A 12,958-nucleotide genomic window follows, 5' to 3' on the forward strand; every position below is an offset into this window, starting at 1 on the left:
AAACCGATGTGAGTGGTGCCAATGTTGCGGTAAATTTAGTGCATTTAGATGACTGTATTGCTGCCGTTAGCTTGATTTTGTCACGTAAAGATACCTCAGCTATTTATAATCTTACTGCAAATGAGCATCCTACTCACATCGGTTTTACCCGCAAAAAAACGTCCAGGATGACGTTTGGGTCCAACTAAGCCTGAAAATCGCACAATACAGCTGTTTTGCATTGCAGAAAATATCGCTTCTGCTTGTAATAAAATATCACTGCTATCATTAAATACCGCCGCATCATGTTCGGTGACGGTTTGATCTAGCGACGGATAAACCCCTGTCGTACTAATAAAAATCACTTTTTGGTATTGGCGTTCACCGATAAAGTTTTTCAATTGAGTTAAATAAGCAAGATAGTCAGTATCACCGCGCCTTAGTCCAGGCGGTATATTAATCACGATAGCATCGGCATCGAATAAAGATGAGTGCTTTGCATCAGCAATAATATGGGCCAAATCGAGTTGATAAGCCTCGATACCCGCTTGCTGTAACTGAGTTAAATCATCAGGATCACGCTTTGAAGCTTTTACCTTGAAACCTTGTTTAACTAACTGTGTGGCTAGTGGGAAACCAAACCAACCACATCCGATAATGGTAATTGTATTCATGTGTTCTCAGTGTAACTAAGTGATGTATTAGTGATTGAAGTGGTTAAAATAAAAGCTGATTGGGCTGTTGGCTTGTAATGTTTTAATCGCGCCTTCTGATAAGTCTTCTAGCTTAATGACTTCTTTTATTTGCACATCTTCATCAATTAAAAATCGAAAGCTTGGCTCTGAACCGCTGTCATGGCAGGACCATACATGAGGTTGTTTGACGTCGGTAGTCGTCATCATCACCTTGGCAATATTATCGTCGGTTAAGCGCACTATTGTGCCTGGTGGATAAATACCTAATATTTTAACTAACACCGAAATCAAATTGTTACTGTGCTTACTGCTTTGAGTTTTAAATAATATGGCCAGTGCAATTTGTGGACTCTGATGTTGATGTAAGAGGATTTCATAACTATTGGCCAAAGACACTATTTGGGTTGTCTGTAAAATTTTTGCTTCGGTTAAATGATTAGGAAATCCACTGCCATCAATAAACTCGTGATGATGCAGCACAATATCCAGCATGGCTTCAGGAAACAATCCGGTTCGATTAAGAATGTCATAACCAAAGTTAGGATGCATTTTCAAAAAGTTACTTTCGTGATCGGTTAATTCACCCCGCTTGCGCCTAATGGTTTCAGGCACTTTGAGTTTACCGATATCATGAAACAAACTGCCTAATGCAATGTCACGCACCTCACTTTTAGTCAGTGATAAAGTATGAGCAATCAGCATAGAAATAACCGCCACTGAAATACCGTGCTGTGTGACGCTGATATCGGTTTCACCGCTGCCCACTAAAGTTAAATGAGGGGTTTCGCTTTCATACAAATGATCAACTAAATCTTCGACTAAAGTGGCCGCTTCCCGATAAGCACCTTCAGGATCGCTAACGATTTTGCCAAACACGGTTCGACTATCATTAACTGATTTAAGAAAATGTTGTTGGCTAACGCGCATACTCTTTTTTGCTAATGGCCGATAATCGATTTCTTCATCAACCACTTCTTCAGGTAATTCGATGTCTTCAGGTTCTGCAATTTGCGGCAATAAATCATGACCTTCAATCACATAAACGTATGACAAATCGAGACCTTTTATCATCTCAATTTGGACTTGTTTTTCAAGCTTAACTTTACTGCGGAAAAAAGGATGGCTAGTCCAAGATAAAGGCAGCTTAACGGTTAACCCGAGCACCATTTGCGAAACAGGTATTTTTAGTAATTCTGCTTTAGCCAAAATATCGATCCTTTTCACATTCGCCAAATGATGGCGGTAATGAAAGTGCCATTGTTACACTGACATTTTCACAAATAGAGTTATGTGTATCAAGGTGTTACATCTTTACCTTTGGTGATGATCAAATATAGTGCATTTATGCCTAGGCGTACATTATTTCGTATCTTGTTTACTCTCATCTATTGATGACGTTGCAACTTGCGCCTCGGTCTCATCTTCAGTCCAATCGGCAAAGTAGTAGTATAATCGTTTTGACTTTAATACATAAATCACTGACCAAAAAAGAAAAAGTGCGTCAATCGAATAGCCAATTTTAAACAAAAAGTCATCGTGCATCATCCGCTGGAATAAAAATATGCCATCAAGGATAAGCAATGCCCATAAAAACCAACTACTGTTCTTAAACAGTGGAATGAGTATCGGCCAACTGCGTTTTCGTTCGGCAATAATAAGTCCATAAAGCAACACGGCGCCAACGCCAGCAATTAATGCTAAGACAAAGTCACTTTTTTCAGGATAAAACAACCGAACTAAACCCGCGCGGTCATTAAACTGAGTGAGTGAGGCGATAAAAATACACCAACCGCGGGCTAAAAAAACTAAGATTAAATACAAAAACAACGGTGGTTTAATATGACCGCGATCATCAAGCCAAGTAATATTACTAAAATTCACAATAGCCTCTTATCGGCTGTCACAAGTATAAATAAAACATCTTTACTAATATCAATATCAGTTCGGTTAGTTTGATCCATTGAGTAAATCCAGCAAACCTTGCTCGTCGATGACCTTAACCCCCAACTCCTGTGCTTTAGCAAGCTTAGAGCCAGCAGCTTCACCAGCAACAACACAATCGGTATTCTTAGACACACTGCCGGCCACTTTTGCACCTAAGGCCTGTAATTGGGCTTTAGCATCATTACGATTAAGTTGAGTCAATGTGCCAGTTAATACCCATGTTTGACCTTTTAGGCTTAATTGTGACTCATCGGCTTGTTCTATAAACGGCCAAGTAATACCGGCAGCGAGCAATTGTTGTATTACTTCGATGTTGTGTGGCTGAGCAAAAAATTGACGAATGTGCTTTGCAACAATGTCACCAACATCTGCCACCTCAAGTAACTGTTCCACACTGGCAGTGCGGATTAGTTCAAAATCAGCGAAGTGTTGTGCCAAATTAGCTGCGGTTGCTTCACCGACTTCTCGAATACCTAGGCTATATAAAAAACGCGCCAAGGTAGTGGTCTTAGCATCTTTAATTGCCGCCACGATATTGGTCGCCGACTTCATTGCCATGCGATCTAACATGGTCACCGCAGAAGCCGTTAGGGTAAATAAATCGGCAGGGGTTTTAACTAATTCTTTATCAATAAGTTGCTCGACAATTTTATCGCCCATACCATCAATATTTAACGCTTTACGCGAGGCAAAATGCTTGATCGCTTCTTTACGTTGCGCTTCACAAAATAGTCCACCACTGCAACGCGCAACGGCTTCGCCCTCTAAACGCTCAACAATACTTTGGCAAACAGGACAATGCAGTGGGAACACAATATCTCGGGCATCATCAGGGCGCTGCTCTGGGACTATCGCAACAATTTGTGGGATAACGTCGCCAGCGCGGCGAATGATCACAGTGTCGCCAATCTTAACCCCAAGGCGAGCGATTTCATCTGCATTATGCAAGGTAGCATTTGATACCGTAACGCCACCAACAAATATCGGTTTTAGACGGGCTACCGGGGTCACGGCGCCAGTTCTGCCGACCTGAAAGTCGACCGACTCAAGCAAGGTCATTTCTTCTTGAGCAGGAAATTTATAGGCTATGGCCCATCGAGGGGCTTTAGCGACAAAACCAAGAGTTTGCTGCTTAGCAATGTCGTTAACCTTGATGACTACGCCATCGATTTCATATTCAAGTGCAGTGCGTCTGGCCATAATGTCAGCATAATAGGCGTACACTTGCTCCAATGACTCAGTCACTTTCACTTCATTGCTAACCGGTATCCCCCATTGTTTTAGCTGTGTTAACTGGCCAAAATGAGTGGTTTGCATCGGTTGTGATTCACCTTCAACCACACCGAGTGCATAAGCATAAAACCCTAGTGCGCGTGCAGCGGTAATTTTACTGTCTAACTGGCGTAAACTCCCTGCAGCCGCATTACGCGGATTCACAAACACTTTGTCGCCTTTGCTGATTTGACGTTGGTTTAATGCCTCAAACGCCGCTTTAGGCATAAACACTTCACCACGCACCTCAACAAGATCGGGAAATCCTTCACCACGTAATCTAAGAGGAATGGAACGGATAGTGCGCACATTTTCAGTAATGTCTTCACCGACACTGCCGTCACCCCGTGTTGCTGCTCGCTCAAACAGACCCAAACGATAAGTAATACTCACCGCGAGACCATCGAGTTTGGGTTCGCAGACATAATCAACGCTATCGACTTTATCAGTGATACGCTTGTTAAAGGCAGCAAAGTCGGCTTGTTCAAAAGCATTATCAAGGCTTAGCATTGGTTTAAGGTGGGTAATTTGAGCAAACTTTTGTAGGGCCATACCACCGACTCGCTGTGTCGGTGAATCAACTGACTTAAATTGCGGATACTCTTGCTCTAGCTCAGTTAAGCGCTTAATTAGTCTATCGTATTCAGCATCGGGAATTGACGGAGCATCATCAACGTAATAACGAATATTATGCTGATTAATAGTATGAGTGAGTTGATCCATTTCAGTTTGAATAGCGTGCATTGTGGTATCCGTAATACGAGTTGTAACCGTGATTTTCTTATAAAAATGAATAGGTATAAAACAATTAAGGCCGCTGCTGCGGCCTTAATAAAAACATCAACCTACGCCGCATTAAGTCGTCGTAAATACTCTTTTTTGGTCCCATCGGTCCAAGGTTGACGTTGTCCATCTAGTAATTGTGCATTGAGATCGTCGGCAATTTGATAAGCCGAGTTCAACATAATGGTAAAGTTCATCATTGGATCGCCGTATCCAGGTAAGGTCATAAATAACACCACACCTTGAGTCACAAACTGCTCCATTTCATCTGGATCAAACACGCCTGGCTTTAACATGTTGGCAAGTGAAAACAGTACTTTACCTGTACCAGCGTTATCAATGTGACGATGAAAAATATCCATGTCACCAAATTTAAAATTAAGCGATAACAAACTTGGTAATAATTCAGCGCCCTGAATTTGTTCACCTTCTTTTGCCACGATATGCAGTACTAATACATCGGTCGGCTCTAGCGGTTCATCAGCCGGGGCATCAGCTGCCTGAGTTGAATTAGCGTTATTGTCTAACGTAACCTCAGGATTAATCTCAGCGGCAGGTGTTGGCTCTGCCATTTGCGTTGCTTTATGGGGTTCGGCTTTGGCTGCCAGAGGCTTACCGGTATAGCTTTCTAACTTGGCTGTACTGGTTGAAGGATTAAATATCTTTTTAGGCGTATTCATTGATACGCTTGGCGTCACAGCAGCTTGAAGATCATCTTCAACAAACAATGTCTGTTGTGTTGGTTGCGCAGTTTTAGCTTCAGCATGGCTAGGCTCAGATGGCTTAATCGCGGGCTGACGGAGCGAGTCTTGCAAGGGTGTGTTGGAAAGCTTTGCATCACTTGAATGAGGCTTTTGGCTTAAATTAGTTTTTAATATCGGCTTAATGACCGTCTCTTCAACCTCGCCAGGTTTACGCACGCGCACCGGGCCAATACCATCGGCATCAAAACCGTCAGAGTCGATACGTTTAGCTTGTTCTTTATAAAACCCAGCCATAGGACTTTGTTTCATTGACTTAGGTTGTTGCTTACGAATCGACCAAAAACCGTGCACTAACACCGCAATGATTGCGATTGCGCCTAATACGAATAACACCAGTTGTAGATCTTTCATAGATTCCCTGTCTTCCTAATTTATACCGCGTCAGCCATGGCGACTGCGGCTTCAATGTCCACTGCGACTATTCTTGAAACGCCAGGTTCATGCATAGTAACGCCAATAAGTTGATCAGCCATTTCCATTGTTATTTTATTATGACTGATATAAATAAATTGCACACTTTGTGACATTTCTTTCAGTAACCGACAAAAACGTTCGACGTTGGCGTCATCCAAAGGTGCATCAACTTCATCTAGCATACAAAAGGGTGCTGGATTCAGTCTAAAAATGGCAAAGACCAATGATAAAGCGGTTAACGCTTTTTCTCCACCACTAAGTAAATGTATGGTGCTATTCTTCTTACCTGGCGGCTGCGCCATGATGGTAACCCCCGTTTCGAGAAGGTCATCACCCGTTAATGCCAAGTACGCTTTTCCGCCACCAAAGACTTTAGGAAATAGCAGACCTAAATCATGATTTACCGTTTCAAATGTTGCTTTAAAACGACTGCGGGTTTCTTTATCTATCTTACGGATAGCGTCTTCTAATATCGCTAATCCTTTATTTAAGTCGTCATCCTGACTGTCTAAATACGCTTTTCTCTCTCGTTGCGATTCAAATTCTTCAATGGCTGCAAGGTTGATGGCACCAAGACGTAAAATGTTCTGTTTCACTTTTTCAAGCTGTTGCGACCAAGCGTCAATAGATGCCTGCTCTGGCATGTCGGCAATCACTTGTTGCAGCTGGATTTGCTGTTCTTGGAGTAATTGCAGCTGACCATTGGCCTGCCCTTTTAAACCTTCACGACGTAACTTTAACGCGCTTATCTTTTGAGTCAAGTCCTGTAGCACTACAAGCTGTTGTTTTTGCATCAATACTAAACTGTCTAAGCTGGTTTGCAGCTCTGCTTGTTGAGAACGATTATGCTGTAATTGCTGCTGCAGAGCTTGCTGCTGCTCGAGTACTTGAGCTAACTGAGTTGAAAGTTGGCTCAAATCATGTTGACCGCGTTGCTGCTGATTGTCGAGTAACATTTGTTGTAACTGAGTCAATTGGTTGATTAATTCAGTCTTTTTTTCATGCTTTTGCTTTAATTTTTGCTCGCTCAATGCTTGTTCAGTGACATGCTGTTGCACTTGTGCTTGCTGGTGCTTAACACGATTGGCAGCATCAGAGCGAATAGCTTTGGTTTCTCGAAGCTTAGCTTGACTCGTTTGCCAAGCTTGTTGGGCCAGCTCGTGTTGATTCATTGCCTGTAACAATGCTTCTTCTTGAATAAGGATCTGCTCTTCAAACGCATCAACTTGTATGTGTTTATCATCTATTTGCTGAGTAAGTTGGTCAATAGTCTGACTATATTGTTGTTGCTTTTGACGTTTATCAGCAACTTGCTGAGTTAAACTCGTGACCAAAGAGTGCAGTTTTGTCTGCTCTATTTGTAACTGATGACAGGCTTGTTGGCATTGATTCAGTTCTAGCTGAGTGGTTGCGGCCCGTTGAGTTAACGATGTCAGTGAGTGTTGAGACGATACCTGCTGTTGCTCAAGTTCTGCTAGTTGCTGACTTAAACTTAAGCGCTCTTGGCTGAGCACAATAGCTGATTGCCCTGACTGAGTATGATTAAGCACAAAACCGTGGCCAATCAAAAAACCTTCTTGGGTGGCAATATATTGTTCGGGGGCTAATGTCGGCAATAACACTTTGGCTTCAGCCATACTCGTCGCCCACACCACGTGTTGTAACCAAGGCGCTAAATTCACCGGCGTGGTCAAAGCAGGATAAGCCACGGTTTCTTGCTGTTCAAACCCCACGATTGGGCTGGTTTCATCTACCAAGGACGTTATGTCATCAGCTAAAATAGGTAACTGACTTAACCCTTGTAAGACTTTATCGACCGCTTTTTCCCAGCCGGGCACCACCTCAATCACTTGCCATAATTGTTGACCCTCATCTTGAGTGTGCTCAGCCAGTAGCTCGTCGATAAACTGCAAGCGCGAATGATGATGAGTCACCGATTGCTTGAGTTTTTGATAGGTTTCGCTTACTTCAGTCACAGCTTGCTGCTGTTCAACTAAGGTCAATTTAAGTTGACTGTGCTGCAGCTGTTTATCAGTAAGTTGTTGATCAAATTTGGCTAATTCGGTCTCACTGAGTTGCAATTCTTGATGGTTATTCTGTTGTGCCAAAGCAGCGAATTCGCTTTGAGATTGAGATAAACGCTGCTCGTCTTGCCGAACACTTTGCTGTTGATGACTGAGGGTTGATTGACTCAGTGCCAACTGCATTTTATTGCTCGCCAAGGTTTCGGCATACTGGGTTAGCTGGCGTTGCTGATCATCACAAGCTTCTTCAATAGCAAACACCTGCTCATCGATCTGCTCAAGCGCCTGGTTTGCCTGATCATAAGCGGGTTGATGAGTATTCACTTGTTCAATTAACTGCTGGTGAACGTCAGTCATCCTAACAATATGTTCCTCAGCTTGCTCAACTTGCTGTTGTAACGACTGAATTTGTTGTTGCAGCTGGTTATCTTGTTGCTGTTGATGCGCAAGCTGTTGCTCAAGCTTGGTGGTGGTATTGCCAGCTTGGTAATACTGTTCAACCAGTTTATGTTCGGCATCACTGAGTTCAGCCAATTGCTGTTTCAGCTGAATAACACTGGTATCGCCCTGCTGGGCATTCTTGGCTAACGCTTCAGCTCTCAGTTCACCTGCAGCCGTTTCGGTGTCGAGCTTGTCGGTTTGCTGTAATAGTTGTTGATAGCGCATAACGAGGAGCTGGCTATGTAACTGGCGTTCGCTGTGTTTTAATTCGCGATAGCGCAACGCCGCTTTAGCTTGTTGCGATAATTTATCTAACTGAGCGCCGAGCTCAACCCGAATATCATTTAAACGTTCAAGGTTTTCACGGGTATGACGAATCCGATTTTCAGTTTCACGGCGGCGTTCTTTATAACGCGAAATACCGGCGGCTTCTTCAATAAATACTCTCAACTCTTGAGGTTTAGATTCAATTAAACGTGAAATCGTCCCCTGTTCGATAATTGCGTAGCTTCGTGGCCCAAGACCGGTCCCCATAAATAAGTCGGTAATGTCTTTGCGACGACACTTTTGACCATTTAAAAAGTAACTTGATTCACTATCGCGGTTGACTTGGCGCTTAACCGATATTTCTTGATAACTAGCGTACTGACCAGTAAGTCGTCCTTGGGTATTTTCAAATACAAGCTCTACCCCTGCCACCGAAATAGGCTTGCGCGAAGATGAACCGTTAAAAATAACATCGGTCATCGAATCGCCACGTAAATGCTTGGCACTACTTTCCCCCAGCACCCAGCGTACAGCATCAATCACATTGGATTTGCCGCAGCCGTTAGGGCCAATAATGGCCGATAAGGCATTATCAAATGGGATTTTTGTTGGGTCTACAAACGACTTAAATCCAGCAAGTTTTATTTGTTTTAATCTCATGTTGCCAGTTCAGGTACGCATTAAAAGGAAAAAGCAGTTCACTTTAGCAATTGAGCCGCATTTTGTAACGATTTTTATCCTATTGATCCTGTTTATCACTTGTTTTATTGTCTCTGGCTGGTCAAAATCAATGTTATGAGTCATAAAAAAGGCGCGTTAAATGGTAAACAACACTCAGACCGTTAAAAAGAGCGGTGTAAATTATTTTATGCAAGGCTTTCAATTAATTAAACAGCCGGGGTTACGCTCGTTTGTGTTTATCCCGTTAATGATAAATTTACTGCTGTTTGCTGGGGCAATGTATTTTGCCTTGGGCCAATTGACTGAGCTATTCGATTGGATGAATGGCCAACTGCCTGAATACTTAAGTTGGTTACATTTTTTCTTGTGGCCATTAGCCTTGTTAACCATGTTAGTGGTCATGTCATTTATATTCAGCTCAGTGATGAACTGGCTGGCAGCTCCCTTTAATGGCTTATTGGCCGAAAAGGTTGAACAACACTTAACAGGTAAAAATTTAAATACCGGCACATCTGTCGATATGGTGAAAGATTTGCCCCGTGTGTTAGGCCGAGAATGGATCAAACTGAAATACTATTTACCCAGAGCATTATTATTTTTAGTGTTGTTTTGGGTGCCGGTCATTGGTCAAACAGCTGCACCTATTTTATGGTTTTTATTTACCGCTTGGATGATGGCGATTCAATATTGTGACTATCCTTTTGACAACCACAAAGTCAGTTTTGATGATATGAAGTTTGCTCTTAAGAACACTAAAGGTTCAAGCTACAGTTTCGGGGCATCGGTGACCTTATTTTCGATGATCCCTATTGTTAACTTTATCGTTATGCCTGTAGCCATTTGCGGCGCAACCGCGATGTGGGTAGATAAATATCGTCAAGCCTACAAAAACAATATTATCGCTCCGGATTAATCGGCTGTTATTGGCCTCGATGAATAAATACTAATCTAACAGTCTAATGGCATACCTTCAGAGATGATTTATGAGTAAGGCGTCATTGGAGAATAGATCGACTTGATACTCCCTCAGCCCGATGCTTAGCAGCGGGCTTTTTATTATATTTACCATCAAGATTTAACACTTGGTAACAATTTATCGGTAATTTTAACACGGGCCAAACCTCCGCTTTAATAGGTTTTTTGAGATAATGGCGCAAATAACAAAAATATCAAAGAGTACCTGTGACCAACTTGTTAACCTCAGCTAAGAGCCCGCGTCCAATCAACCGTTTACGCCAAATGAATAACCTTGCTTGCGGGTTAATGTTGAGCAGCTTTCTATCCTTCACTGCACTTGCAGGTTCCAGCCAACAATTTCACCTCGACATTCCGACCATCAATGAAGATATAGTACTTGATGGCGACTTTAATGAAGCAGCATGGCAACAAGCCACTGAAGTGATGCTTAATTACGAAACTTCTCCTGGAGAAAACACTGCCGCGCCAGTCAGTACTAAGGTCAAGGTATATGCGTCAAACACCAGCCTATATTTTGCATTTACTGCCCAAGACCCTAATCCCGATAATATTCGAGTCAACTTACGTGACCGCGATAAATCCTGGGGCGATGACATGGTGGGGATTAAACTGGATACCTTCAACAATGCTCGTTTAGCGTATCAATTTTTTATTAATCCTTATGGCGTCCAAAGTGATTCCATTGAAAATGAACTCACAGGCCAAGAAAGTGATGCCTGGGACGGTATTTGGTATAGCGAAGGCAGGCTCACCGCGAACGGCTTTCAAGTTGAAGTGCAGCTGCCATTAAGATTATTTAATTTTGATGGTACTAACCCTATCCAAACCTGGGGCATTGAGCTGATCCGCTTTTACCCTCGCAATGAAACCCATCGTTTATCCACCCACCAAATTGACCGCAATGTATCATGTCAGTTATGCCAATTAGGTACGGCATCAGGCCTAGCAGGTGCCACTCAAGGTAAAGATTTACAGCTCACACCATCGATTGTTGCTAACCAAAGTCAGCAAAGAGATGTCAGTCAATCCCAACCTTGGAATGATGAAAATAATGTTGATATTGGAGTTGATTTACGTTGGGGAATCACCCCGACTACATTGTTAAATGCCACCCTCAACCCTGACTTTTCTCAAGTAGAAGCCGATGCTGGCCAGCTTGATGTTAACAACACCTTTGCGCTGTTTTTTCCAGAAAAACGTGCTTTTTTTCTCGATAATAAAGATTACTTTGATACTCAACTGGATTTATTGCACACCCGTAATATTAGTTCGCCAGATTATGGCTTAAAACTCACGAGCAAAACCGACGACCATACATTTGCAATACTGGCAGCCAATGATGTCCAAAGTCAGTTTTTAGTGCCCGGTAATTTAAGCTCAGACATTGCCGTTATCGACGAGCCAAGCCATAACATAGCAACCCGATATCGTTTCGATCCTAGTAAGCAATTTTCAGTCGGTGGTTTAGTGACGTTGAAGCAGGCGAATGAATACCATAACTATGTCGCTAGCGCCGACATCAAGTATCAACCGACAAAGCAAGATACATTGACGGCTCAATATGCCCACTCACAAACCGCCTATCCTGATGCGCTATTTAATCAGTTTTGTGGCGGCGATAATTGTAGCCAAAACCAACTTGATTGTGACCGAGGAGATTGTGCGATAAATGAGCGCGTGCTTCGTACTCGTAAAGACGGTGAATTTAGTGATGCTATGTACAGCATCACTTACAAGCATGAACGCCGTAATTGGTATGCCAACACACAATACCAATCTATTGGCCGCGATTTTAGGGCCGATTTGGGATTCATTGATAAAGTCGATGTGAGCAAGTTTGTTGCTGGCGGCGGCTATATTTGGTACCCAGAAAATAACTTCTTCAGCAAAATAACATTTGGTGGCGACTGGGATATTAGCCATAGCCAAGATAATGAGCGTTTGGAACAAGAAACAGAAATGCTTGTTGAATTCGAAGGTGGTCTACAAAGCTATATCGCCTCAGGTATCGTACAACGTGAACGAGTGGGTCGGCGTCATAATCCAAGCATCATCAACATTGATGGCAATACCACCATGTTTGAAGAAACCTTAGGCTGGTTTTACACTAACTTCACACCCATTGGTTCACTCAAACTCGAGCTGGATGTAAACTATGGCGATGATATTGATTTTGCCAACGATCGTCCGGCAACAATTACCATGTTCAATCCAGGTGTGGAATGGAAACTAACCGAATCTCTTGTGCTGGATATCTCGCATCGTTACCAGGTATTAGACGTTGACGATGGACGTTTATTTACAGCCAATCTCAGTGACGTTCGCCTAAATTGGCAGCTGACGCTAAACAGTTTTATCCGCCTTAGCAGTGTGTACACGCGTATTGAGCGCGATCCTGATTTATACCGCTACCAACGCCCTGATTCACTTTATCAAGATATGGGTAATGAATTACTGTATGGCTATAAACTCAACCCCCAAAGCGTATTCTATCTCGGTTACTCAGATGCCTTTATTGCTAATGATGACATTGATTCATTAACCCAAGACGAAAAGACCTACTTTATGAAAGTCAGCTACGCTTGGTTACTGTAGCATTAATCACAAAACCGTGACGGGTAAGCTAATGCGATAGATTTCTGCCATGACGAAATACTCCCAGCACCAAGCAAGTTACTGTAGACGCAATAAGGCCGTTGATACTCAGTATCAACGG

The 12,958-nt window shown here is 42.7% G+C and carries 8 protein-coding genes and 1 pseudogene; 3 read left to right on the top strand and 6 right to left on the bottom strand.

Annotation, left to right across the window (positions count from 1 at the left end):
- A pseudogene (locus H5185_RS23470) lies at positions 1 to 146 on the top strand (SDR family NAD(P)-dependent oxidoreductase); the annotation flags it as partial.
- Here H5185_RS23470 and H5185_RS17905 read toward each other — a convergent pair.
- The 6 genes from H5185_RS17905 to H5185_RS17930 all read right to left on the bottom strand — a co-directional run bounded on the left by H5185_RS17905 (position 96) and on the right by H5185_RS17930 (position 9,243).
- Entirely contained in the window at positions 96 to 653 is a 558-nt protein-coding gene (locus tag H5185_RS17905; protein ID WP_259396252.1) for an NAD(P)H-binding protein, read from the bottom strand. The pseudogene H5185_RS23470 and the gene H5185_RS17905 overlap by 51 nt on opposite strands.
- 27 nt (positions 654 to 680) lie before the next feature.
- Entirely contained in the window at positions 681 to 1,880 is a 1,200-nt protein-coding gene (locus H5185_RS17910; RefSeq protein WP_124016122.1) for an HD-GYP domain-containing protein, read from the bottom strand.
- 153 nt (positions 1,881 to 2,033) lie between these two features.
- Positions 2,034 to 2,555 carry a DUF2919 domain-containing protein gene (locus H5185_RS17915; protein WP_182742765.1) on the bottom strand — a complete coding sequence of 174 codons (522 nt, stop codon included), beginning with the start codon at positions 2,553 to 2,555 and terminating at the stop codon, positions 2,034 to 2,036.
- A gap of 66 nt (positions 2,556 to 2,621) precedes the next feature.
- Positions 2,622 to 4,634, bottom strand: a complete 2,013-nt coding sequence (gene ligA / locus H5185_RS17920; RefSeq protein ID WP_182742766.1) for an NAD-dependent DNA ligase LigA — start codon at positions 4,632 to 4,634, stop codon at positions 2,622 to 2,624.
- A 101-nt stretch (positions 4,635 to 4,735) separates the two neighbouring features.
- Positions 4,736 to 5,788 (bottom strand): cell division protein ZipA, encoded by a 1,053-nt coding sequence (gene zipA / locus H5185_RS17925; RefSeq protein WP_182742767.1) that lies wholly within the window; start codon positions 5,786 to 5,788, stop codon positions 4,736 to 4,738.
- Between the two features lie 20 nt (positions 5,789 to 5,808).
- Positions 5,809 to 9,243 carry a chromosome segregation protein SMC gene (locus H5185_RS17930; RefSeq protein WP_182742768.1) on the bottom strand — a complete coding sequence of 1,145 codons (3,435 nt, stop codon included), beginning with the start codon at positions 9,241 to 9,243 and terminating at the stop codon, positions 5,809 to 5,811.
- 160 nt (positions 9,244 to 9,403) lie between these two features.
- Between H5185_RS17930 and cysZ the strand changes: the two genes are divergently transcribed.
- Together cysZ and H5185_RS17940 are read left to right on the top strand one after the other, a co-directional pair.
- Positions 9,404 to 10,177, top strand: a complete 774-nt coding sequence (gene cysZ, locus H5185_RS17935; protein WP_182742769.1) for a sulfate transporter CysZ — start codon at positions 9,404 to 9,406, stop codon at positions 10,175 to 10,177.
- 326 nt (positions 10,178 to 10,503) lie between these two features.
- Complete coding sequence (locus tag H5185_RS17940; RefSeq protein WP_182742770.1) at positions 10,504 to 12,837, top strand: carbohydrate binding family 9 domain-containing protein; 2,334 nt, start codon at positions 10,504 to 10,506, stop codon at positions 12,835 to 12,837.
- The last annotated feature ends 121 nt before the right edge of the window (positions 12,838 to 12,958 follow it).

The organism is Shewanella sp. SG44-6 (genome assembly GCF_014164185.1).
Lineage (GTDB): Bacteria > Pseudomonadota > Gammaproteobacteria > Enterobacterales > Shewanellaceae > Shewanella > Shewanella vesiculosa.